We start from the raw sequence: 24,180 nt of genomic DNA on the forward strand, positions 1-24,180 counted from the left end.
ACTCACCGGCGGTCGTCGCGACAAGCCGTTCGCCGGCCTGTTCGCCGCCCTCGCCTACACCACGGTGATGAGCGTCCTGGACAACCTGCACCGCAAGGGCTGGGCGGAGCGGGGCTCACGGGCCACCGCCCGACCGTCCCGGCCCGCACTCGACCCACCCGGCTCGGTGGTGGCAGCACCATGTCAGTCACCTTTACTTCATACGGCGAACGAATTAAGCGGTCAAGTGGCCGAAAGGCTGATGCGGCGTACACCCGAAGCGCTTTGGCAGCGAAAACGCCGCCGACTCCAGGTGCGGTGCGCACCGGACAGGCATCGCGCGCCGCACCCACGCGCTGCGGTTTACTGGGCGACTTGTTTTCTTCTGGAAATTAAGAAAGTCCTTGCAAAGCATTGACGAGCCGCCGCGCCGGTCCCTAGCGTCTCCGGCGAAGGCCTTCCAGTGTGTACGGACCGCCGTGCTACCGGCGTCCGTCCCACGCCGCTACTCCCGGGCCTGCCGCCCCCCGGCGGCCCCACTCAGCGTCCACCCGCGACCCCCGCCGTCGGCGCAGCCGCGCCCGACGTCGTCGGCCGCTGCGCGGACCTCGCCGCACGCGAAAGGATCTGCATGCGCATCAAGGCGTTCCTGCTACCCACGGCGCTCGCCCTGGCCCTGTCCGGGACACCGGTCGTCGCCCACGCCGCACCCCCCACCGCCCGCCCCACCGACGCGGTCGACCTGGACGTGCTCTTCGTCAGCGCGCACCCCGACGACGAGGCCGGCAGCCTCGCCACCCTCGGCCAGTGGAAGGAGAAGTACGGCGCCAAGGCCGGCGTCGTCACCATCACCCGCGGCGAGGGCGGGGGCAACGCCGTCGGCCTGGAGGAGGGACCGCCGCTGGGCATCATCCGGGAGCGCGAGGAGCGCACCGCGATCGGCAAGGCCGGGGTGGAGAACCTCTACAACCTCGACCGCGTCGACTTCTGGTACACGGCCTCGGCGCCCCTGTCGGAGCAGATCTGGGGCCACGACGAGACGCTGGGCCAGATCGTCCGGGTGATCCGGCAGACCCGGCCCGAGATCCTGATGACGATGAACCCGTCCCCCACCCCCGGCAACCACGGCAACCACCAGCAGGCCGCCCGGTTCGCCGCCGAGGCGTTCCACGCCGCCGCCGACCCCAGAGCCTTCCCCGAGCAGCTCACCCGGGAAGGGCTCACGCCGTTCCGGGCGGCCAAGCTGCTGCGTACCGGCGGCACCGGCACCTCGACGGCCGGGCCGCGGTGCGCCTCCAGCTTCGTGCCGACCGTCCCCACCGACCAGGTGTTCGGCGTCTGGGAGGGCACTCGCGCCGCCGACGGCCGGACCTGGGCCGAGATCGAGGTCGACGCCCGCCGGGAGTACGTCACCCAGGGCTGGGCGAGCACCGCCGCCGCCCCCACCGACCCCGCCGCGATCCGCTGCGACTTCTACACCCTGGTCGACAGCCGCGTCCCGTACGACCCGTCGGACACCTCACCCGAGGCGATCCTGCGCGGGTCGGTGCTGCCCCCGGCCGCCGGCGGACTGCCCCGCGGCACCGAGTTCCAGCTGACCGCCGACCGGTTCGACCTCGCCCCCGGGCAGCGCGTCACGGTCACCGCCCACGTACGGGCGCCCCGCAACCGGGCGCTGACCGCGCCCCGGATCGCGCTGCGGCTGCCCGAGGGCTGGACCGCCACCGGCTCCGGCGCGCTCCGCGGCGCCGTACCGGCCGGCAAGGAGCGTACGGCCACCTTCACCGTGACCGTCCCGGCCGGCACCGGCACCAACGCCCAGCACCTGCTCGGCGCGTCGCTCACCACCGGCCAGGGCGCCGGCCGGACCGACCGCGCCGTCCGGGTGGTCGCCGACGTACGCGGCACCCTGGAGCCGCTGCCCGAGGTCGGGCTGTTCCGGAGCTGGGCCGGCGACAGCGGCTACCCGCAACTGGACACCCTGATCAAGCCGGTGCTGACCATCGGCTCGGGCAAGAGCCGGACCGTCCGGATCGACCTGCGCAACCACGGCACGACGACGCAGAGCGGCACCGTCGCCCTCGGCCTGCCGGCCGGCTTCACGGCTGACGCGGCGACGAAGAGCTACACCGGCCTGGCGCCGGGCGCCACCGGCGCGGTCACCTTCACCGTCACCAACAGCGACGCCGGCCTGCCGACCGCCAACGAGGGCGGCGACGGCGGCGACTACGGATTCACCATCACCACCACCAGCGGCACCGGCAGCACGGTGGAGACCGGCGCCCTGGAGATCGTGCCGACCAGCGTGGTCCCGCGCGCCGGGCAGAACCACGCCGTCGACGGGGTGGCCGGCCCCGGCGAGTACCCGGGCGCGGAACTGGACCTGTCCCGCATCTGGGAGGGACAGGCCACCACCGGACAGGACGCCTCGGCCACCGGGCGGATCGCCTGGACCGAGGACGCCCTCCTCGTCTTCGTGCAGGTCACCGATGACGTCCTCGGCAAGAAGGTGGTGCCCCAGGACTGCAAGCGACAGCGGCGCACCGACAGCGTCGAGATCATCGTCGACCCCAAGGGGAACTCGACGGACACCTCCACCGTGTTCAAGGCGGGCATCTTCCCGGTCACCGACGACCCCGCCAACGGCGACCCGCCGTGCTGGCAGCGGGACGCCGACAACCGGCAGGGACCGGGTGCCACGACCGCCCCCGGCATGACCGTGGTCAGCAAGGTCACCGCCCCGTACACCGGTTACACCATCGAGGCCCGCATCCCGTTCGCGGTGCTGCCCGACGCGATCGACCCGACGCACATGGGCTTCAACGTGCTGGTCTACGACTCGGACACCCAGGACCTCAGCTCCCAGTCCCGGCTCGGCTGGTCCACGTTCACCGGCGTCCGCGCCGACCCGTACCGGTACGGGCTGGTCACCCTGCCCGGCCTCACGCCGGCGGACCGGCAGCCCACCGCCCCCGTCTTCCCGGACACCGCCGCGCGCAGCGTGCACAGCGCGCAGACCATCGCGCAGTCGGCGGTGGACGGCGTCGCGCCGGCCGCCGTGGCCCGGCTGCCCGAACGGGCGCTGCGACTGACCGGCCAACGACAGGTGGCCGGCGGCGTGCGGGTGACCGTCCGGGCCGACCGCGCCGGCACGGCGTACCTGCACACCTACGACGGCGAGCGGTCGCTCGGTGAGCACACGGTGCGGCTCCGTCCCGGACGCCCGGTCACCGTCCTGGTGCCGGTGACCGGTGGCACGCCCACCTCCGTCCTGGCCGCCTTCGAAAGCGGCGGTGCGGCACTCGCCCGCCAGGTCCCGTTGACCTGATCCGCGTGCCGGAACCCCCGCCGACCGGCGGGGGTTCCGGTCCCGGCCGCGACCCGCCCGAGGTGAGTTCCGCGCCTTGTCCGGCCCTCCGGCGCTCCCGCTTCCGGGTTCGTATGCGGGCACCGGTCAGGCGCCGACGCGGCGTGTCTCGTAGGCCCACATGACGATCTCGACGCGGTTGCGGGCGTTGAGCTTGCGCATCAGGGCGGCGATGTGGGTCTTGACGGTGCTGAGGCTGATGGCCAGCTCGTCGCCGATCTCGCTGTTGGTCCGCCCGCGGGCGGCAGCGAGCAGGACCTGTTCCTCGCGAGCGGTCAGCGGCTCGACCGGCTCGGGGGGCACCGGACGCGGACGGCTGTTCGCGAAGGAGGACAGGAGCCGCGCGGTGATGTTCGGGGCGATCAGGGCGTCGCCGCGGGCGGCGGCATGGACGGCCTGGGCGAGCATCTCGGCGCCGGCGTCCTTGAGGAGGAAGCCTCGGGCGCCTGCCTTCAGCGCGCCGTAGACGTACTCGTCGAGGTCGAAGGTGGTGATGACGACGACGGGCAGCGGATCGGCGACGTCGGCGCCGGCGAGCTGGCGGGTGGCTTCGATCCCGTCGACCTCGGGCATCCGGATGTCCAGCAGGCACACATCGGGACGCAGCGAACGGGCCAGGGCGATCGCCCGGCGGCCGTCGGCGGCCTCACCGACGACGGTGATGCCCGGCTGGGCGTCCAGGATCATGCAGAGCCCGGCCCGGACGATGTCCTGGTCGTCGGCGACCAGCACGCGGATGGTCATGACGCCCGCGCTTTCCGGGGCAGCGAGGCGTCGACGCTCCAGCCGCCGTCCGGGTCAGGTCCCGCCCGGAGGGTGCCGCCGAGCAGGCTCGCCCGCTCGGCCATGCCGCGCAGCCCGTAGCCGGCGTGCGGGGAGCGGGTCGTGGTCGCCGCACCGTCGTCACGCACCCGCAGGCGCACCTGGCCGCGGGATGCGGTGACGTCGACGGTGACTCCGGTGGCGCCGGAGGCGTGGCGGGTCGCGTTGGTGACCGCCTCGGCGGCGATCAGGTAGAGCGCGGTGCCGACCGCCGGCTCGACGGTCTCGACGTCGCCGGAGACCCGCACGCGGACGCCCAGCACCTCGCCGCCGGGACGAGCGAGTCGTTCGACGTCCGCCACCCCCCGTCGGGGGGCGAGGTCGGCGTCCGTTCCGTCGCGCAGCACCCCCACGAGCGCTCGCATCTCCCTGAGCGTCCGGGACGCCTCCTCCTCGATCGTGACCAGGGTGGCCAACGCGCGCTGCGGATCCGCGGCGGACAACGCGCGACCTGCCTGTGCCTGGACGGCGATGGCCAGGACCCGGTGGCCGACCGTGTCGTGCAGCTCGCGGGCGAGTTCGTTGCGCTGACGAAGCCGCACCTGCTCGATGTCGCGCTCGTGGCTTCTGGCGCGGTAGCGCACCGCCGCGCCGAGCGCGGCCGAGAACAGGAAGAACCCGTAACCGGCGATCTTCTCCGCGGGTGAGGTCGGGTCCGCGACGAGGGTGACGGGTAGCCAGACGAGGATGATGCCGAGTCCGAGGGCGGCCTCTCGACCTGCCCCCCAGCGCAGCAGGGCGTAGGGCAGCACCAGCAGGCCCGCGATGCCCAGCAGACCTGTGGCATCGATGACCGCGATCCTCGCGATGTCGAACGCGAGAACGGTCCCGAAGGCAACGGCGACCGCGGCCAGCGGCCGCGTGCGTCGCCAGAGCAGGCACGCCGCGACCACGACGCTGACACCGACCAGCAGCGGCGCCCAGGCCCGGTCGTCGCGCAGCAGTATCTCGACGAGCGAGATCGCGACGAGAGCCGAGGACAGCGCCCAGTCCCGCCAGACCCGCACCGGCGGGCGCGCGGGACGCGGCTCAGCCCAGATCCCAGCAACCATGCTTCCCCCCTCCCGGACAAGGTAGGAGGGTCGCCGCTCGGGCGAATCAGCCGAAAGTACGGCGGCTTTCCCGTGCCGGGGACCGGGACAGCGCGAGCCCGCGAGCGGATGTGGCACCCGTCGGCGCTGCTCATAGTGAAGACGTCGGGTGAGCCGACCCGGCTGACACCAGCACCCAGGAGAACCGATGATCAGAACCGACAAACCAGCCGGCGCGCTCCAGGAGCCGCACCTCCCGGTCCAGGCGAAGCTCGCCGCGGCCTGGACCAGCTTCATGTTCCTCTACCTCTACGTCGACTACCTCGCCCTGTACAAGCCCGGCTTCATCGACGAGATCCGGGGCGGCGTCGTTCACGAGTTCGACACCGGCCCCACCTTCGTCGCCCTCGCGCTCACGCTCATGGCCGTCCCGATCCTCATGATCCTGCTCTCCACGACACTCCCGGCCCGGGTCAACCGCACCGCCAACCTCGTCGTGGCGACGCTCTACATCCCCGTCTCGGTGTACAACGCGGACGGCGAGTCCTGGACGTACGTCTCCTTCTACGGCCTCTCCATCGGGCTCGAGTTGCTGCTCCTGGCCTTCGTCCTGCGCGCCGCGTGGACCTGGCCGCGGGGAACTCGAGTCACCGCCGGCCGCGACCTCGCCGAGGCCCGGCGGTGACGGCGGCCCGGGACACGAGCCGGGCGTCCCCGACGGTCTGAGGCCACGTCGCGTCGTACGACCCGGAAACACCTACGGTGCGGGGCAAGTGTCGACCTTGCCGCGCACCGTTCAGGGTTCGGTTACCAGGGGGGACAGCCGATCGACACCTCGGGGCTCACCGCGAGCACCGTTCCCGCACCGCTTCGAATGGTCGCCTTCGCGGTGGCGAAGGCGATGATGTCCTCGGTCCAGAACGAGTGCCCGGCGATGGTGCCGTCAGGGGCCACGGTCTGGGTACGGCTTTCGGACTCCAGGTCGGACATCTGCCAGACGTCGACCGTGATGGTCACCGTCGTCCCGGGCGTCAACCCGTAGCCGTCCCCGTAACCCCAGATCTCAAGCTCGTTGCAACCGCCCCCCGCCACGGCGACAGGCGCGGCAGCCGCCACTGCGACCGTTCCGGGCGTGATCGCCAACAGGGCCGCCCCGGCCAGCGCAGTCGCGGCACGTCCTACCCTCGTCCTCAATCCGTTCATCATTTTCTCTCTCTCGACAAACAGCCGTTCGCGCGGGAGAAGGGTATGGGCGACATCTATATCCGGCCTATGTCGACGGACCCGGCCCGCCCGATCACCCGACGGACCACGGCAGCTCCCCGCGCGTCACGCGCCCGTGCAGGACAATGGTCCCCACGACCGTCCCGGTGCTCGCGACGCCCGTGCGCGATCTGCTCCCCGGGAGTCCATTCGTGGCGGCGCCGATCCGTCACTGCAGCCAGGGTGGTGCCGACCTCCATGGAGTCCCGATCGCTACGCCGCGACATCCCTGAGTCAGCGTGATACCCGAAGTGCTGGGCACCGTGGGAGTCGGCTTCATCTCGGCCTTTCTTCCCGTCGTGCCTGCCGAGCCGTACCTCGTCGGGCTGGTCGCCACGACGACGACCAACCCCGCGCTGCTGGCCGCCGCGGCAGCCCTTGGTCAGAGCGTCGGCAAGCTGACGATCTTCCTGACCGCGCGCGGGACACTGCGGTCACCGATGCTGCGTCACTGGCTCGCCAGGAAGCGGGCCCTCGTGGTCCGGCGCGGCGATTCCGCGAGCCAGCACCCCGGTCGGCTGCGCCGCATGGCGAACAGGCTGGTCACGGTGGTCTCGGCGGATCGCCACCGGATCACCGGCCCGCTGCTGCTGTTCGTGAGCGCCTTCACCGGCGCACCACCGCTCATCGTGATGACCTTCACCGCCGCCGCCGGCAAGATGCGCACGGCGGTCTTCGCGGTCGCATGCCTCCTCGGCCGCACGGCCCGCATGATGGTCGTGGCACTGCTCCCCGCGCTCGCCGGGCTGTCGCTCCATCTCTGACAGTTCGACATCCGTCCGCTGATCGGACCGACGCCGCCCCGGCAATCAGCCAAGAAAAGCTTGCACGTGTCCCGTCGACTTAGGCGTTGGCCTATATGCTCGGTAACCCGAGAGGAGATCTTTATGATCACCACGGACGGACAGCCGACCCGGTCGCCAGTGGCGCTCGATGCCAGCCACGGATGGGCTCGCGACGTCCCGACCTCGATCACCAATGTCCCCAACGCGATCACCGTTGTCCGAACCGTGGTTTCCGTCTTCCTGGCCGTCACCGCGATCTCTTCCGGGAGTGGGCCGCTGCTCGCCTGGGCCGTCGGCGCCTATTGGCTCGGCGACATCCTGGACGGTTGGGCGGCCAGGACGCTGGGACAGGAGACACGGTTCGGGGCCGTTCTCGACATCGCCTGCGACCGGTTGTGCTGCGCGCTCTGCCTCGCCGGCCTGATGCTCCGCTTTCCGGAGATGACCGCGCCCCTCGCGCTCTTCGCCGCGCAGTTCCTCGTCCTCGATCTCGTTCTCAGCCTGTCGTTCCTCCGGTGGCCGGTGCTGAGCCCCAACTACTTCCACCTGGTGCACCCCGGGGTCTACCGGTGGAACTGGTCGCCGGTGGCCAAGGCGGCGAACACCGGCGGCTTGGTGGTGCTTGCCGTGGTCGCGCCGTCGCCGGTCTGGCCGGCGCTCTTCGCCGTCGCTGTCGTCCTGGTGAAGGCGGCTTCGCTCGTGGTCGTCCGACGGCTGCCGCGCCCCTAGCCGCGCCGGCCCGAGCGCACCGCCCCGACGAGGAGCGCCTGGACGAGGCGGGGCGCGGAGCGGCAGGAGCAGAGGTGATCGAATAACCAGGCTGGAGACGGCATCCCTCCCCGCCACGCACCGGCGGGCACTCGGCCCCGACGGGCCGGTGCGCAACGTGCCGACACGCCATCACCGCGGTACGCCTGGTGGTTTGCCTCGCCCTGGCGATCCCGGCCTTCGTCCACAGCAGTGCCCCGCTCACGCTGGCCGCGATCATCGCCTACTCGGCCGGGGACGTCGCCGACGGCCAGACCGCCCGCCGGCTGCGCCAGGAGACCCGGCGCGGCGCCGTCTTCGACATCGTCGCCGATCGGGTGTCGGGTGTGGCCGTCATACTCGCGCTGACAGAGGTGCGGCCATCAATGGCAGCCCCCCTCTTGCTATTCCTCGTGCAGTTCGACGTGCTGGACTGCATCCTCAGTCTCCGATTCTTGCACTGGCCGATCCTGAGTATCAACTACTTTTACCTCGTCCACCGCGGCGCCTACCGGTGGAACTGGTCGCCGATGGCCAAGGACGTCAATACCGCGAGCCTGGTTCTGCTCGTCGCCTTCGTGCCGTCACCGGCCTGCGCCACCGTTTTCGTCATCGCCGTGATCATGGTGAAAGTCGGATCATTGCGCGCGCTTCACCGCCTTGCCGCCACGTCTTCCGAGGTGAGCGCGGCAGCACGGCAACCTGTCCGAATTATACATTAAAACGGATAAGTAAATTTCGACGCCTGCTGATTGACGACTACGCAGCGGGGGCAACAATCGTCACAAATGCGTCATAGCATGCGTCCGGAAACAGCGCCGTAACCCTGCGATGACGGAGCGTCCCCGAACGATCGAGCCACATCGCCACCGGAATCCGCCCGACTCGGCCCACCACCGGGCCCGGTGGTGATCGGATGACCGTGACCTGCGCCGGAACCGTTCGGCCGACAGGTCGCGGTCTTTGTATGGGACCACCAATAGCCCGTTGATGGGCGGCGGGTGCGGTCCCGGCCAACTAACACAGATCGCGGGAGCCTGCCAAGTGCACGCGATCGGCGCCGCACGCAATCCTCCGCTCGGATTGCCTCTTCGGTGCGGCGATGTGTACCTTCCGTGTAAGCGGTGATTGACTGGTAGATCGCAGGCAGACAAGACACCTGTTTGTGGTTGCGGTCGACGGCGGATCGTTCTGCGGAGCGCCTTAAAGATCTGTTCCGGAGATGCCCTGTCCGTCCGGCTAGTGACCTACCACGGCAGTCAACGGGGGACGTCGTGCATTTGAATTCTCGTCCGGACAGTCGGCTCCTCACGCCCACGTTGGGAACTCCCCGCGGGCGCACCTCGTCCGGCCCCTCTCCTCGCGCGATAGCCGCGCCGCCGTCCCGGTCCAGGCCGGGGCGGAGCGCGCCGGACGGTCGCGCCGCCCTCGCCGGTCCGCCGGCGGCGACGAGCGCCGTCCGCTCAGGAACTGCCTCCCACCAAGCGCCCGCGCCGCGGGGTCGAACGAAAGGCAGACGATGCAGTTCCGCATCCTAGGACCGGTCGGCCTCTGGGCCGACGATGACGAGGTGCCGCTCCACGGCATGAAGCAGCGCACCCTGATGGCCGCGCTCATGCTGTCCCGCGGACGGGCACTCTCCGACCACCAGATCGGAGAGCTGCTGTGGGGCGCGGACCCGCCCGAGACGTTCCAGGCCCAGATCTACACCTACGCGTCCCGGCTGCGACGCCTGCTGCGCGACTCCATCCAGATCGTGCGGCGGGGGGCCAGCTACACGCTGCACATGCCGGGCACCCGCTTCGACTACGAGGAGTTCACCGACCTGTCGGCGAAGGGAACCGCCGCGCTGCGGGAGGACCGGCCACAGGAGGCGAGCGAGATGCTGCGCCAGGCGCTGGACCTGTGGCGCGGGCCGGCGATGACCGACGTCACCGAGCAGCTCTCCGACCGGGAGCGCCCGGCCATGGAGGAGGCCCGGCTCACCGTCCTGGAGAACCGGATCGACGCCGACCTGGCCAACCACCGCCACGAAGAGGTCACCGCCGAACTGCTCGGCCTGGTGCGGCAGTATCCGCTGCGGGAACGGCTGAGGGCCCAGCTGATGCTGGCGCACTACCAGTCCGACCGGCAGGCCGACGCGTTCGCCGTGTTCCACGAGGGGCGCCAATGCCTCGACGACGAACTGGGTGTCCAGCCGGGAGCGGCCATGCAGTACACGTACCAGGCGATCCTGACCGGCAAGCAGAGCGCGGACAGCCCGGCGGGCCAATAGGCCGGATACCGACGAAATATAGGCCTGCGGCAGAGGGTCGGCATTGACCGACTCGCCTGGAAGGACCCGCAGATGGCCGTCGACAGCACCTGGACTCCGCTGGAGATCTCCCCGCACGACGTCGGCTGCGAGGCCGAGCCTCGCGCCCTGATCGACTACGTGCGGGGAGAACCCGATCTCACCGATCTGCTGGCTCGCGAGAAGGCCGTGGTGTTCCGCGGTTTCCAGGCCACACCGGACGCGCTGCCCGGCGTGCTCGATGAGCTCCTGCCGGACCGGCTCGCCTACGTCCACGGCAACTCGCCGCGCACGAAGGTGGGCCAGAACGTCTACACCTCGACCGAGTACCCGCCGGAATTCACCATCTCGATGCACAACGAGCTGTCGTACGGGCACGCGTGGCCCTCCCGGCTCCTCTTCTTCTGCGAGACGGCTCCCGAGACCGGCGGCGCCACCCCGGTGGTCGACGGCGAGCGCTGGCTCGAGTCGCTCGACGCCGACGTACGCGACGCCTTCGCCGGCGGGGTCCGGTACACGCAGAACCTGCACAGCGGCCGCGGTCTCGGCAAGAGCTGGCAGGACACCTTCGAGACCGACGACCGCGACGCCATCGAGGGCTTCCTCGGCGACTCCGAGGCGGAGTGGGAGTGGCGCAAGGACGGCTCCCTGCGGGTGATCCAGCGCCGGCCGGCCACCACCGAGCACCCGATCACGGGCACGCGCGTCTGGTTCAACCAGGCCGACCAGTGGCACGCGGCCGGCCTCGGCTCGGAGACCGCCGCGGCGCTGGCGCGGGTCATCCCGGCCGACGAGCTGCCGCAGTCGGTCACCTTCGCCGACGGTTCGCCGATCCCGGACACGTACGTCGAGCAGATCCGCGACCGGGGCCTGGAGCTGGCCGTCGACGTCGACTGGCACGCCGGCGACGTCCTGCTCATCGACAACGTGCTGGTCGGGCACGGCCGCCGCCCGTTCACCGGCAAGCGGCGGGTCCTCGTCGCGATGTCCAGCTGAGCTGGGGGTCGTCATGACCGCGAACCTGCACGAGCAGCGCATCGGATCGTCCCTGCGGCGTAGCGCCAGGCGGTTCGCGACCGGCGTCACGGTCGCCGCCGTCCGCCACGGCGCGGACTCGCATGCCCTGACCGCCAACTCCTTCCTGACCCTGTCGCTCGAACCGCCGCTGGTCGGCCTCTCGGTAACCGCGTACGGCCGGATGCGGGCCCTGATCGAGCCCGGTGACCTGCTCGGGATCAGCGTCCTCTGCGAGAGCCAGCACGAGTACGCGCAGCACTTCGCGGCCCGTGAGCGGGGCGTCCTCCCGTCGCACCTGCCGCCGCTGACGATGGCCGAGCCGGCCCCGCTGGTGCCCGGCTGCCTGGCCTGGTTCCAGTGCCGGATCGCCCAGATCCACCCGGTCGGCGACCACGACCTGCTCGTCGCCGATGTGCTCGAGTGCGACGTCGCCAACCGTGACGACCCACCCCTGATCTTCCTGGACGGCGGTTACCGGACGGCCGGAACCGAGGTGCGCCATGACTGACCAGCTGTCCCACCGGATCCCGCTCTCCGCGGCGCAGCAGGGCGTCTGGTTCGCCCACCGGCTGGACCCGACAGGCCAGCAGATGAACTGCGCCGAATACCTGGACATCGTCGGGCCTGTCGACGCCGGGCTGATGCGGCACGCCTGGCGGCAGGTTGCCGGCGAGGCCGACGCGGTGCGTACCGCCGCGATCGTCGAGGACGACGGCGATCTGGTGCAGATCATCGCGAGCGAGCCGCTGTCCGAACTGGAATGCCACGACCTGAGCGGGGCCGCGGACCCGGCCGCCGAGGCGCGTCGTTGGGCTACCGCCGACATCACCCGGGCGGTCCAGCCGGCGGCGGGCGGGCTCGTCTCGGCCGCGCTGCTCACGCTTGCCGACGAACGTCACTGGTTCTACTACCGCCTGCATCACGCCGTCATCGACGGCTACGGCGTGCTCCTGCTCGGGCGGCGGCTGGCCGAGGTGTACACCGCCCTCGCCGCGGGTCCCGAGCGGCAGGCCGAGGCGTCCGGCCCGCCGCTGGGGTCGATCGAGCTGCTGGTCGGGCAGGACCGCGCGTACCGCGACTCGGCGGCGTTCGCCCGCGACCGCGACTACTGGGCGGGCCGCCTCGGTGACCAGCCCGAGGTGATGCGGATGCCCGGGCGACCGGCCGCTCCCGAGCGGCCGCTGCGGCTGAGCAGCCCGGACCGGCTGGGCGACGGGGACGTCGCGGCGCTCTCCGAGGTGGCCCGCCGCAACGGCACGACCTGGCAGGTGGTCCTGCTGACCGCGATCGCCGGGTACGTGCACCGCGTCACCGACCGCCGGGACGTGATCCTGGGCCTGCCGGTGGCCGGGCGGCGAACCGCGGCGGCGCGCCTGGTTCCGGGGATGGCCACCAACTCCGTGGCGCTGCGCATCGACGTCGACCCCGCGAAGAGCCTGACCGAGCTGATCCCGGCGATGGCGGCCGAGGTGGGCGGCGCGCTCCGACACGAGCGCTACCGCGCCGAGGATCTCCGCCGGGCGCTGGGTCTCACCGGCAGCGCCAACCCCTTCCTCGGTCCGATGGTCAACTTCATGCCCTACGAGCAGGAGCTCCGCTTCGGCGCGGCGTCCGCGACGTTCCACAATCTGGCGTCGGGCCCGATCGTCGACTATTCGATCTCCATTTCCGGTACGCCCGGCGGCCCGATGCCGCTGATGTTCGAGGCGAACCCCGAGCACCACGACGAGCAGGGGCTGCTCGCGCACAAGGACCGGGCGCTCGCCTTCATCCGGGCCGTCCTGGCCACTCCGGACACGGCGGTCGGCCGGCTCGAGGTGCTGACGCCGGACGAGCGCGCGGCCGTGCTGGCCGCCTCCCAGGCGCCGGAACGCTCCGACCCGAGCGGCCGGGTCACCGTCGAGAAGCTGGTGGAGCGGCAGGCGTCCGCCACGCCCGACGCGGTCGCGTTGGTGCACGGCGACGATGAGGTGACCTATTCCGACCTGGCGGCGCGAGCCGCGGCCGTGGCCCGCTGCCTCGCGGCCCGGGCGGTCGGACCGGAGGACTTCGTCGCGCTGGCGATTCCCCGCTCCCGCGGGCTGATCGTCGCCATGCTGGGTGTGCTGCGGAGCGGCGCGGCCTACGCCCCGATCGACGTCGCCTATCCCGAGGGCCGGATCCGGTTCATGCTCGAGGACCTTCGTCCGCGGTATGTGCTGGTCACCGAGGAGACGGCCGGCTCGGTGCCGGACGGCGCGGAGCCGATCCTGCTCAGCGAGGCCGAGGCGTTCGCCGGGGACGCCGCACCGGCGGGCGCGGAGGCCGACCATCCGGCGTACGTCATCTACACCTCCGGATCGACGGGCACGCCCAAGGGGGTGGTCGTGTCGCGTCGGGCCATGCTGAACTTCGTCCTCGACCACGCCGACCGGTTCGGCTTCGACGCCGGCAGCCGCTCGTTGCAGTTCGCGTCGCCCAGCTTCGACGTCGCCACCGGGGACATCTGGCCGGTGCTCGTGCGCGGCGGACGGCTGGTGCTGCCGCAGCCCGACCAGGCCGCCGGCGCCGAGTCGCTCGTCGGGCTGCTGCGGCGACAGCGGATCACCCATGCCGCGATCCCGCCGGTGATGCTGGCCCAGCTACGCGGTGACGACCTGCCCGAACTCGTCTCACTGATCACCGGTGGAGAAACACCCGGTGACGATCTGGTACGCCGCTGGGCCGCCGGCCGTCACATGGCCAACGTGTACGGCGTGACCGAGGCCGCCGTGGCCAGCACCGTCAGCCCGCCGCTCGACACGGTGGAGACGCCCGCACCGATCGGTCACCCGATTCGGGGCACCCAGGCACTGGTCCTCGACTCGCAGCTCACCCTCACCGCGCCGGGTGTCGCGGGCGAGCTCTTCCTGGGCGGGGCCGGGCTGGCTCGCGGCTATCTCGGCCGGCCGATGCTGACGGCCGAACGCTTCGTGCCCAACCCGTACGGGCCGGCGGGATCGCGGCTGTACCGCACCGGGGACGTGGTGCGCCGGCGCGCCGACGACATGCTGGAGTTCTCCGGGCGTACCGACAACCAGGTGAAGATTCGTGGTTTCCGCGTGGAGCTGGGCGAGGTCGAGGCGGCGCTGGCGGCTCATCCCGCCGTTGCCGCGGCGGTGGTCGTGCTCCGCGAGGACCAGCCGGGGCACCGGATGCTTGTCGGCTACGCCCGGTCGGCCGACGGCGCGCAGGTGACCGGCGCGCAACTACGCCGCTTCGCCGGTGACAGGCTGCCGGAGCACATGGTCCCGGCCGCGGTGGTCCTGTTGGACGAGCTGCCGGTCACTCCCCACGGCAAAGTGGACCGCAAGGCGCTGGCGGCACCGTTGTTCCAGGCGGGCGGCGGCGACCGGCCGGACCCCACCTCCGTCGAGGGTGTGCTGTGCGAGCTGTTCGCCGAGGCGCTCGGGCAGCGCGAGGTCGGCGTCGACGACTCCTTCTTCGAGCTCGGCGGCGACAGCATCCGCGTCTTCCCGCTGGTGGCCAACGCGGCGGAACGCGGCCTGGAGTTCAGCGCCCGCGACGTCTTCCAGCACGCCACCGTGGCGCGCCTCGCCCAGGTCGTGCGCCGGACCGCACCGGAACCTGCGGCTCCGGCCGGTCAGGTGGAGCCTGACCTGCCCTGGCTGGACGGCACCCGGCGGGCGGCGCTGGCCGAGGAGTATCCGGGGATGACGGCGGTCCTGCCGGTCTCGCCGCTGCAGGAGGGCCTGCTCTTCCAGCATCTGGTGGCCCGGGGCGGCCGGGACGCCTACACCTCCCAGGTCCGCTTCCACCTGACCGGGCGGGTCGACCCCGACCGGTTGCGATCGGCCGCGGACTCGCTGCTGGAACGCCACGAGAACCTGCGGGCGGTGTTCCGCTACGACGACGGCTTCGCCGGGCCGGTCCAGGTCATCACCGGCGTACGCAGGGCGGGCTGGGCCCACACCGACCTGTCCGAGGCAGCCGACGCGGAGGCCGAGGCGGACCGGCTGGCCGCGGCGGACCGGGAACGCGGCTTCGATCTGACCCGCCCGCCGCTGCTGCGCCTGCACCTGATCCGGCTCGGCGACCGGCACCTGCTCACGCTCACCGCCCACCACGTGCTGTGGGACGGCTGGTCGACCGCGATCCTGGTGCAGGAGCTGTTCACCGCGTACGCCGGGGGAACGCTCGGCCCGGTCACGCCGTACCGAAACTATCTGCGCCACCTCGCGGGCACCGACGGGGAGGCCTCGCGCCGGGCGTGGCGCGAGGCGCTGGACGGCCTGACCGCGGCGACCCTCGTCGCGCCGGGCGCGCAGCCGGCCGCCGGCCCGCAGACCCAGCTGCGCCGGGACCTGGACGAGTCGCTGAGCGCCGCGCTCACCGACCGCGCCCAGGGCCTGGGCGTCACGCTGAACACGATCGTCGAGGCCGCCTGGGCGACCGTACTGTCCCAGCTCACCGGGCGCGACGACGTGGTGTTCGGCGCTTCCGTCTCGGGCCGGCCGCCGCGGCTGCCGGGCGTCGAGAACATCGTCGGGCTGCTCACCAACACCGTTCCGGTACGCGTGCGCCTGCGCGCCGGCGAGCCCGCCGGCGCCCTGGTCCAACGCGTCCAGAACGAGCAGGCCGACCTGATCGCCCACCACCACATGGGGCTGGGCGAGATCCAGCGGCAGAGCCCGCTCGGCGGTGAGCTGTTCGACACCGCGATCACCTTCGTCAACTACTCGTTCGACCCCGCCGCGTGGGACGCCGCGCTCGACGAGCCGCGGCTGACGGGCGTCGAGGTGGTGGACGACACCCACTACCCGGTACGGCTCGTCGTCGTGCCGGGCGAGCGGATCCACCTGCGGCTCGGCCACCGGCCCGGACTGTTCCGTCCGCGCGCCGCCGAGCAGCTGCTGGACCGGCTGGTGCGCGCGCTGCGCGACGCGGCCTGAGCACCGCGGACAACGGAAAGGAGCGCGGCGGTCGTGCGAACGCCGGACATCTTCATCAAAGGGCTCGGGACCTACGTACCCCCGACCGTACCCATCGAGCAGGCGGTCGCCGACGGGCGGTACCCGGCCGAGGAGGTCGGCCTGCACCAGCTCGCCGGCGCCGCCGTGGCCGGGGACGTGCCCGCGCCCGAGATGGCGCTGCACGCCGCCCGCGAGGCGCTCGGGCGCGGCGGGCACTCCCCCACCGACGTCAGCCTTCTGCTCTACGCCGACTCCTGGTACCAGGGGCCGGACGGCTGGCAGCCGCAGTACCACCTGCAGCGGCACCTGCTCGGCGGCGACCTGCTCGCGATGGAGGTACGGCAGGGCTGCAACGGCATGTTCGGCGCCCTGCAACTCGGCGCCGGATTCCTCGGCGACGGCGCCGCCCGGGCCCGGGCGGCGCTGCTCGTGGCGGCGGACAACTTCGGCACCCCGCTGATCGACAGGTGGCGGATGGGGCCCGGCTACGTGGCGGGTGACGCGGCGAGCGCGGTCCTGCTCAGCACCGAGCCCTCGTTCGCCCGGCTGCTCTCGGTCTGCTGCGCCGCCGTGCCCGGGGCCGAGAAGATGCACCGCGGCAACGAGCCGCTCTTCCCGCCGGGCCCGACCGTCGGGCGGTCCCTCGACTTCGCCGCCCGCAACGCCGACTTCAAGCGGGAGGTGCTGGCCGACGGCACCGGCACCGCGGCCCTGGTCGGCATCCACCGCCAGACGCTCGCCGTGGTCGACCGGACGCTCGACGAGGCGGGCATCGACATCGGCGACGTGACGCGGGTGGCGTACATGAACTACTCCCGGGAGATCGTCGAACAGCGCTGCATGGCCGTCCTCGGCCTGGCCATGTCCCGCTCCACCTGGGACCACGGCCGCACCCTCGGCCACCTGGGCGCCAGCGACCAGATCGTGGCCCTGGACCACCTCCTCGCCACCGGCGCCCTCGAGCCCGGGGATCACCTGCTCATGCTCGGCGTCGGGCCGGGCGTGACGGTGTCCAGCGCCGTGGTGCGGATCGAACACCCTGCTCCCTGGTTCGAACAGTGAGGAGACACTGATGGGGACATCCGACATCGCGCCGATCGCCGTCATCGGCGCCGGCTGCCGGTTCGCTGGCGACGTCCACAGCGCCGACGACTTCTGGCGGCTGCTGGTCGACGGCCGTGACGGCATCGGCGACCCGCCCACCGAACGGTGGGCGGCGTATCAGGACGTCGGCCCGGACCACGCCACCGCCGCCCGCCAGGCCGCCGTCCCGGGCGGCTTTCTGCGTGACATCGACGTCTTCGACGCGGCGTTCTTCGGGCTCTCGCCGCGCGAGGCCGAGCTCATGGACCCGCAGCAGCGGCTACTGCTCGAGGTGACCTGGGAGGCGCTGGAACACGCCGGCATCCCGCCGCACGACCTGGCCGGCGGGGACACCGGCGTCTTCGTCGGCGTGGGCTCAGACGACTACGGCCGCCGGATGCTGGAGGACCTGCCGTCCATCGAGGCGTGGACGGGCATCGGCAGCGCCATGTGCGCGGCGGCGAACCGCATCTCGTACGCGCTCGACCTGCACGGGCCCAGCGTCGCCGTGGACACCGCGTGCTCGGCCTCGCTGGTCGCCACCCACCTGGCCACCCAGGCGCTGCGCGACGACGAGTGCCGGATCGCCCTCGTCGGCGGCGTCAACCTGATCGTCTCCCCCGGCCTGACGCTCACGTTGCAGGCCGCCGGCGCGACCGCGCCGGACGGGCGTTGCAAGCCGTTCGACGCCGAGGCCAACGGGTACGGACGGGGTGAGGGCGGGGGCGTCCTGGTCCTCAAGCGGCTCGACGACGCGGAACGCGACGGCGACCGGATCCTCGCGGTGATCCGGGGCAGCGCGGTCCACCAGGACGGCCGCACCGGCGGAATCATGGCGCCCAACGGCGACGCCCAGCGCAGGCTGCTGGCCGAGGCGTGCCGCCGCGCCGGAGTGGACCCCGCGTCGGTCGACTACGTCGAGGCCCACGGCACCGGCACCCGGCTGGGCGACCCGCTGGAGGCGGGCGCGATGAGCGCCGTCTACGGCAGCGGCCGGCCGGCCGGGCAGCCCTGCCTGATCGGCTCGGTCAAACCCAACATCGGCCACCTGGAGGCCGGCGCGGGCATCGCCAGCCTGATCAAGGCGACGCTGGCGCTGCACCACGGGACGCTGCCGCCGAGCCTCAACTTCCACGAGCCCAATCCCCTGATCGACTGGAGCGGCTCCGGGCTGCGCGTGGTCACCGAGCCCACGCCGTGGCCGGACCATGACTCGCCGCGCAGGTGCGGCGTCTCCGGCTTCGGATACGGGGGCACGATCGGGCACGTCGTGCTGGAGCAGGCGCCGGTCGACGCCGCGGCGCGGACGGACGCCTCGGCCCCGGGTGCCCCGGACGCGACCGGGCCGCGGCTGTATCCGCTGTCGGCCGGCTCACCACCGGCGCTGGCCCAGCGCGCGGAGGCGCTCGCCGACCAGCTCACCCAGGACGAGACGCTCCCGCTCGACGCGGTCGGCCGGACCCTTGCCGTACGCCGCTCGCACCTGGGACACCGGGCGGCGATCGTCGCCACCGGCCGCGACGAACTCGTCGAACGGCTGCGGCTGATCGCCGACGGCCAGCAGGACCGGGATGCCGTCCTCGGCTCGCCCGGCGACGATTCGGGACGCGGCCTGGTCATGGTCTTCTCGGGCCACGGCGCGCAGTGGGCCGGGATGGGCCGCGACCTGCTGGTCGGTGAGACTGCCTTCGCCGAGGTCATCGACCGGCTGGAGCCGATCTTCCAGGCGGAGATCGGCTTCTCGCCGCGGCAGGTCCTGGTCGACGGCGACCTGGAGAGCGTGGACAGGATCCAGACGATGATCTTCGCGGTCCAGGTCGGCCTGGCGGCGGTCTGGCGTTCCTACGGGGTACGCCCGGACGCCGTCATCGGCCACTCGGTCGGTGAGCTGGCGGCCGCCGTCACCAGCGGTGCGCTCAGCCTCGACGACGGCGCGCGGCTGAGCTGCCGGCGCTCCAAGCTGCTGCGCCGCATCGCCGGTCAGGGCGCGATGGCCATGGTCGCCCTGCCGTTCGCCGATGTCGAGGAACGCCTGCGCGGACGCGACGACGTGGCCGCCGGCATCGCGGCGTCACCGTTCTCCACTGTCGTGTCCGGTGCGCCGGAGGCCGTCGAGGAGCTGATCGAGCGGTGGGGCGCCGAGGACGTCACCGTCCGGCGGGTCGCCTCGGACGTCGCGTTCCACAGTCCGCAGACCGATCCGTTGCTCGCCGATCTCGCCGCCGCCGCGGACGACCTGGACACCGGCAAGCCCCGGCTGCCCATGTACAGCACGGCGCTGGCCGACAGCCGCGGCGCCGGGACGCTGGACGGCGCGTACTGGGCCACCAACCTGCGTCAGCCCGTACGCCTGACCGACGCGGTCCGGGCCGCCGTCGAGGACGGTTACCGGGCCTTCCTGGAGGTCTCGGCGCACCCGGTGGTCGCCCACTCGATCCGCGAGACGCTCGGCGAGACCGACGCCCCGGACGCGTTCGTCGGCACCACCCTGCGGCGCAACCAACCCGAGCGGGCCACCCTGCTGGCCGCGGCCGGCCTGGCGCACTGCCACGGCATCGCGCTCGACTGGGATCGCCTCCAACCGGCAGGTGGCCACGCCGACCTGCCCGGCATCCCGTGGCAGCACCGACCCCACTGGCACGAGACCGCCGTCTCCGGCCCGGGCGGCCGGCGCCCGCACGACCCGGCGTCGCACACGCTGCTGGGCGCCGCGTCCACGGTGGCTGGTCCGTCCGAGATCGAGGTCTGGCGTACCGACCTCGACCGGGAGAGCCGGCCCTATCCCGGCAGCCACACCATCGGCGGTGTCGAGATCGCGCCGGCGGCCGTCTACCTGACCACGTTCCTCGGCGCGGGCGGCGCGGACCGCACCGTGCTGACCGAGGTGTCCCTGCGGCTGCCCCTGGTGGCTCAGGAGCGCCGCGAGGTTCAGGTGGTCCGGGACGGATCCGGCCTGCGGCTGGTGTCCCGGTCGCCGGGCGCGGACGGCGTCTGGCTCGTGCACGCGACGGCGACCGCCGGTCTCGACGACGGGGTCGCGGCCGCGGCGCTGCCCCGGACGCGCTGGCGGGCGGCAGAGCCGGGCGGCGTGCGGGAGTACCTGGCCGGGGTCGGCGTGCCGACGATGGCCTTCGACTGGGATGTCGAGGAGTTGCTACGCGGCGACGACGCGCTGCGGGCCCGGGTCACCGTCGGCGACACGAGTTCGTGGGCCGGGGTGCTCGACGCGGCGTTCTCCGTCGCGCCGACCGCACTGCCCGGCGAGCCCGTGCTGCGCATGGTGGCCGGCGTCGACCGGGTCCGGGTGACGGGCACGCCGCCGGCCGTCGCCGACATCCACGTGGTGCGCGACCCGTCCGCGCCGAACCGCCTCGACGTGCGGGTCAAGGGCGCGGGCACGGACGGTCGCGCCGAGATCACCGGGCTCGCCTACGCCGCCGTCGACGACGACACGCTGGCCGTCGCCGCGCCCGGGGAGCTGGTCCACGAGCTGCGCTGGCGCGAGCTCACGGCGGACGAGGACGCCGGCCCGGTTCCCGCCCTGGTGCTGGTCGGCGACCCGGATCGCACCGGCGCACTGGCCGGCGCGCTGCGCGCGGCAGGCGTCACGGTCGACGTCGCCGACCCGGCGCAGGAGGACGCCGTGCTGCCGGGCGGCGAGTCGGCGGACGTGGTCCTGGTGGCCGGTCCCGTCCCGGGCGCCGACGCCGATCTGCCGGAGCAGGCGGCCCGCGTCACCTGGGACCTGCTCGGCACCGCACAGCGGCTGCTGGCGCGGGACCGGCGCGTCCGGTGCCTCACCACCGGGGTGCTGGAGAGCGAGTCGCCGGCCGCGCTGGCCCAGTCGCCGGCGTGGGGGCTCGGCCGGGTGCTCGCCGGCGAGTACGGGGAGCAGTGGGCCGGCATCGTCGACCTGCCCGCCGGCGACCCCGCCGCGGAGATCACCACGCTGCTCGCCGTGCTGCGCGGAAGGCGGCGCGAGGAGGTGGTGACCGTACGCGACGGCGTCGCGCGGGCCGCCCGCCTGGTGCGCACGGACCGCGAGCCGGCGGGCGGGCCGCTCGCCTGCCGTGCCGACGGCACCTATCTGGTCACCGGCGGCCTCGGTGTGCTCGGCCTGGACGTCGCCCGGTGGCTGGCCGAGCGGGGCGCACGGCGCATCGTGCTGGCGGGACGAACCGGGTTGCCCGCCCGGGCCGACTGGGACACGACGAAGGACACGGAGACGGCGCGGCGGATTCGCGGCGTCCGCGAACTGGAGGGGTCGGGTGTCACCGTCAAGGTGATCGGCCTGGACGTCGCCGACGCCGCCGCGGTGGCGCGGGCCCTCGCCCCTGACGCGCTCGGCATGCCCCCGATCTGCGGCGTCGTCCACGCCGCGGGCGTCCTCGACAACCGGATGGCGCACGCGGTCGACGAGCCGTCGCTGCGCACCGTGCTGCACCCCAAGGTGGACGGCGCCTGGGCGCTGCACCGGACGTTCCCGCCGGGCAGCCTCGACTTCTTCGTGCTGTTCTCGTCGTGCGGCCAGCTGCTCGGCCTGCCGGGCCAGGCGTCGTACGGCGCCGCCAACGCGTTCCTGGACGCGCTCGCCACCCACCGCGGCGACGTGATCAGCTTCGGCTGGACGTCGTGGCGTGGCCAGGGCATGGCCGTCAACGAGACCGTCGACCAGGAGTTGCGGTCCCGCGGCACCACGCCCGTCTCCCCCGCCGAGGCGTTCGCCGCGTGGGACTACGCGCAGCAGCGCGGCCCGGGCCACTACCCGGTCCTGCGGATGCTGCCGGGTGCGGAGGTGACCGAGCCGATCGCGCTGCTGAGCGAGGTGGCCGTCGCCGAGGCGGCCGGTCCGGCCGCGGAGGAGGACCTCGGTCTCGCCGGTCTCGACGCCGGCGAGCTGCGCGAGCGTCTCCTGGGCGAGGTGAGCAGCGACATCGCTGCCGAGATGCGGATGCCGGTGGATTCGCTCGACCCCCGGCGCTCGCTCGTGGAACAGGGCCTCGACTCGGTGATGACCATCGTCATCCGGCGGCGCCTGGAGAAGCGGTTCGGTCAGCCGCTGCCGACCGCCCTGCTCTGGCAGAAGCCGAGCATCTCGGGGATCGCCGATCACCTGGCGACGCGACTCGCCGCCTGATCCGCGCAGCGTACGCACCGGAAAGGGCCGGGCCGGGATCGAATCCCGGCCCGGCCCCCTTTCCGTGGGTCAGAAGCTCGGCGCCGCGGTCGGCGCCTTCAGCGTGCCGAGGTACTTGTGCCACAGGTGGTCGGGGTTGCCCTCCACCGTGGCCAGCACCTCGCGCATGGCGGCCAGCGCCTTGGGCTCCTCGCCGTCGTAGACATCGCCCTGCAGCATCTTCAGCACGTCGAGGCGGTAGCGCGGGTCCTGGACGAACGCGGTGAAGAGCACGTTCAGCCGGTAGTAGATGGAGATGAACTCGTACCAGTACTTCACGGCACGGCGCAGCTTGTTCTCGTACGTGGCGAAACGCTCCTTGCCGAAGTCACCCGCCTGGTGCGCCGCGATGATGTCCTGCGCCGCGATGCGGGCGCTGTTCAGCGCCACGCTGACGCCGCTGGAGAAGATCGGATCGACGAACCGGGCCGCGTCGCCGACCAGCACGTACCGGTCGCCGCAGATCTGCTTCATGGAGTAGCTGTAGTCGCCCTCGGTCTTGAACGGCCGGACCTGCTGCGCGTTCTTGAGCGCGTCGTACAGGTCGGGCCGGCTGGCCACCATGTCCCAGAAGAAGCCGTCCTGGTCGCCGCCGAACTCGCGGAAGCGACTCTTCTGACTGACCACGCCGACGCTGGTGACCTTGTCGGTGATCGGGATCTGCCAGACCCAGCTGTCCTTGACCTGCAGGAAGTGCACGAAGATGTGGTCCGCCTGCGCCTCGGTGGGCGCGAGGGCCCGGCGGTTCAGCCCCTCGAACCAGCTGTGCACGGCGTACTGGTCGAAGACCGGATCCGCGACCTTCGTGCGCAACTGCCGGCCGAGCATCGTCTGCCGGCCCGACGCGTCGACCACCATCCGGGCGGTGTACGTCAACCGGCGCGGACCGGCGCTGCACTCGACCGAGACCAGCTCCGGGTCGTCGAAGTTCACCCGGTGCACCCGGATGCCGTTGAAGACGGTCGCGCCGCTCTCCTGCGCGTGTTTGAGCAGAATGGCGTCGAACCGCCCCCGGTCGACGTGGAACGTGTAGTCGCGGTCCACGCCCGGTTGGTTGCGCTCGACGAACTGGACGTCGGCGGTCCAGCCGTGGCTGAGCCCGTCGTGTCCGAGCAACGGGATGTATCCCGAGAGCCCCGAGGTCCACGAGGCGCCGTACTTCTTCGGGAAGTCCGCCTCGTCGATCCGGCCGATCGCGCCGATCTCGACGAGCACCGGCGTGGTGGCGGGGACGAGCGACTCACCGACGTGCTCGCGCGGGAAGACGGCGCCCTCGATGACGGCCACCGAGATGCCGGCCTGAGCCAGGTAGGAGGCCATCGTGGAGCCCGCGGGCCCGCCACCGACGACCACGACGTCGTAGTCGGCGGTCACCGCCGGCCTCCCGTCGCCGCCGGAACCGGGTCGGCCTCGTCGAGCAGCGCGGCGATCGAGCGTACGTCCGCGAAGTTCTCGGCGTCGATCTTCTCGAGCGGCACGAGCAGGCCGAGACGGTCCCGGATGAAGGTCATGAGGACCGCGATCCGCAGCGAGTCGAGCACCCCGGACGTCATCAGCGGAGTGGTCTCGGTGATCGGGCCGTCGTCCACGGCGTCGGGGAACTGCTCCCGCAGGAACGCGAGGATCGCCGGCTGATAGGTGTTCTCGGACATCAGAAGCCTTTCT

At 72.3% G+C, this 24,180-nt stretch carries 16 protein-coding genes; 11 read left to right on the forward strand and 5 right to left on the reverse strand.

All coding sequences use genetic code 11. From position 1 onward, the window contains the following. Positions 1 to 610 precede the first annotated feature (610 nt). Positions 611 to 3,307: a sugar-binding protein gene (locus tag OG767_RS20975; protein WP_405090128.1), complete on the forward strand. Its 2,697-nt coding sequence runs from the start codon at positions 611 to 613 to the stop codon at positions 3,305 to 3,307. Positions 3,308 to 3,433: 126 nt separating this feature from the next. Here the strand turns inward: OG767_RS20975 and OG767_RS20980 are convergent, their stop codons facing one another. Next, positions 3,434 to 4,090 carry a response regulator gene (locus tag OG767_RS20980; protein WP_405090129.1) on the reverse strand — a complete coding sequence of 219 codons (657 nt, stop codon included), beginning with the start codon at positions 4,088 to 4,090 and terminating at the stop codon, positions 3,434 to 3,436. Next, positions 4,087 to 5,220, reverse strand: a complete 1,134-nt coding sequence (locus OG767_RS20985) for a sensor histidine kinase (protein WP_405090131.1) — start codon at positions 5,218 to 5,220, stop codon at positions 4,087 to 4,089. The genes OG767_RS20980 and OG767_RS20985 overlap by 4 nt, the downstream gene beginning before the upstream one ends. A gap of 187 nt (positions 5,221 to 5,407) precedes the next feature. Here OG767_RS20985 and OG767_RS20990 point away from each other — a divergent pair, with 187 nt between their 5' ends. Then, positions 5,408 to 5,884 (forward strand): DUF6326 family protein, encoded by a 477-nt coding sequence (locus OG767_RS20990; RefSeq protein ID WP_405090133.1) that lies wholly within the window; start codon positions 5,408 to 5,410, stop codon positions 5,882 to 5,884. A 122-nt stretch (positions 5,885 to 6,006) separates the two neighbouring features. Here OG767_RS20990 and OG767_RS20995 read toward each other — a convergent pair whose 3' ends face one another. Then, positions 6,007 to 6,342, reverse strand: coding sequence for a hypothetical protein (locus OG767_RS20995; protein ID WP_405090134.1), 336 nt, complete (start codon positions 6,340 to 6,342; stop codon positions 6,007 to 6,009). A gap of 371 nt (positions 6,343 to 6,713) precedes the next feature. On the opposite strand from OG767_RS20995, the gene OG767_RS21000 reads away from it, so the two are divergent. From OG767_RS21000 to OG767_RS21040, 9 genes are all read left to right on the forward strand, one after another. Beyond that, complete coding sequence (locus OG767_RS21000) at positions 6,714 to 7,226, forward strand: hypothetical protein (RefSeq protein ID WP_405090135.1); 513 nt, start codon at positions 6,714 to 6,716, stop codon at positions 7,224 to 7,226. Between the two features lie 207 nt (positions 7,227 to 7,433). Then, positions 7,434 to 7,976 carry a CDP-alcohol phosphatidyltransferase family protein gene (locus OG767_RS21005; protein ID WP_405094264.1) on the forward strand — a complete coding sequence of 181 codons (543 nt, stop codon included), beginning with the start codon at positions 7,434 to 7,436 and terminating at the stop codon, positions 7,974 to 7,976. Between the two features lie 170 nt (positions 7,977 to 8,146). Further along, positions 8,147 to 8,716: a CDP-alcohol phosphatidyltransferase family protein gene (locus OG767_RS21010; RefSeq protein ID WP_405094265.1), complete on the forward strand. Its 570-nt coding sequence runs from the start codon at positions 8,147 to 8,149 to the stop codon at positions 8,714 to 8,716. Between the two features lie 797 nt (positions 8,717 to 9,513). After that, complete coding sequence (locus tag OG767_RS21015) at positions 9,514 to 10,269, forward strand: BTAD domain-containing putative transcriptional regulator (RefSeq protein WP_405090136.1); 756 nt, start codon at positions 9,514 to 9,516, stop codon at positions 10,267 to 10,269. Positions 10,270 to 10,341: 72 nt separating this feature from the next. Continuing rightward, a complete protein-coding gene (locus OG767_RS21020; protein WP_405090137.1) occupies positions 10,342 to 11,283 on the forward strand; it encodes a TauD/TfdA family dioxygenase in 942 nt (313 codons plus the stop codon). 13 nt (positions 11,284 to 11,296) lie between these two features. Continuing rightward, positions 11,297 to 11,812, forward strand: coding sequence for a flavin reductase family protein (locus tag OG767_RS21025; protein WP_405090138.1), 516 nt, complete (start codon positions 11,297 to 11,299; stop codon positions 11,810 to 11,812). Continuing rightward, complete coding sequence (locus OG767_RS21030; RefSeq protein WP_405090139.1) at positions 11,805 to 16,235, forward strand: amino acid adenylation domain-containing protein; 4,431 nt, start codon at positions 11,805 to 11,807, stop codon at positions 16,233 to 16,235. Before OG767_RS21025 ends, OG767_RS21030 begins: the two co-directional genes overlap by 8 nt. 33 nt (positions 16,236 to 16,268) lie before the next feature. Next, positions 16,269 to 17,318, forward strand: a complete 1,050-nt coding sequence (locus OG767_RS21035; RefSeq protein ID WP_357299568.1) for a ketoacyl-ACP synthase III family protein — start codon at positions 16,269 to 16,271, stop codon at positions 17,316 to 17,318. A gap of 10 nt (positions 17,319 to 17,328) precedes the next feature. After that, a complete protein-coding gene (locus tag OG767_RS21040; protein WP_405090140.1) occupies positions 17,329 to 22,476 on the forward strand; it encodes an acyltransferase domain-containing protein in 5,148 nt (1,715 codons plus the stop codon). A gap of 69 nt (positions 22,477 to 22,545) precedes the next feature. Here OG767_RS21040 and OG767_RS21045 read toward each other — a convergent pair whose 3' ends face one another. Both OG767_RS21045 and OG767_RS21050 read right to left on the reverse strand, forming a co-directional pair. Beyond that, a complete protein-coding gene (locus tag OG767_RS21045) occupies positions 22,546 to 23,889 on the reverse strand; it encodes an NAD(P)/FAD-dependent oxidoreductase (protein WP_405090141.1) in 1,344 nt (447 codons plus the stop codon). Next, a complete protein-coding gene (locus OG767_RS21050; protein ID WP_405090142.1) occupies positions 23,886 to 24,167 on the reverse strand; it encodes an acyl carrier protein in 282 nt (93 codons plus the stop codon). The genes OG767_RS21045 and OG767_RS21050 overlap by 4 nt, the downstream gene beginning before the upstream one ends. Positions 24,168 to 24,180 lie beyond the last annotated feature (13 nt).

This window comes from Micromonospora sp. NBC_01392, assembly GCF_045040125.1.
Taxonomy (GTDB): Bacteria; Actinomycetota; Actinomycetes; order Mycobacteriales; family Micromonosporaceae; genus Micromonospora.

Coding starts and splice junctions, on each gene's coding strand:
- OG767_RS20975 (WP_405090128.1), top strand. CDS start 611: ATGCGCATCAAGGCGTTCCTGCTACCCACGGCGCTCGCCCTGGCCCTG.
- OG767_RS20980 (WP_405090129.1), bottom strand. CDS start 4,090: ATGACCATCCGCGTGCTGGTCGCCGACGACCAGGACATCGTCCGGGCC.
- OG767_RS20985 (WP_405090131.1), bottom strand. CDS start 5,220: ATGGTTGCTGGGATCTGGGCTGAGCCGCGTCCCGCGCGCCCGCCGGTG.
- OG767_RS20990 (WP_405090133.1), top strand. CDS start 5,408: ATGATCAGAACCGACAAACCAGCCGGCGCGCTCCAGGAGCCGCACCTC.
- OG767_RS21015 (WP_405090136.1), top strand. CDS start 9,514: ATGCAGTTCCGCATCCTAGGACCGGTCGGCCTCTGGGCCGACGATGAC.
- OG767_RS21020 (WP_405090137.1), top strand. CDS start 10,342: ATGGCCGTCGACAGCACCTGGACTCCGCTGGAGATCTCCCCGCACGAC.
- OG767_RS21025 (WP_405090138.1), top strand. CDS start 11,297: ATGACCGCGAACCTGCACGAGCAGCGCATCGGATCGTCCCTGCGGCGT.
- OG767_RS21030 (WP_405090139.1), top strand. CDS start 11,805: ATGACTGACCAGCTGTCCCACCGGATCCCGCTCTCCGCGGCGCAGCAG.
- OG767_RS21040 (WP_405090140.1), top strand. CDS start 17,329: ATGGGGACATCCGACATCGCGCCGATCGCCGTCATCGGCGCCGGCTGC.
- OG767_RS21050 (WP_405090142.1), bottom strand. CDS start 24,167: ATGTCCGAGAACACCTATCAGCCGGCGATCCTCGCGTTCCTGCGGGAG.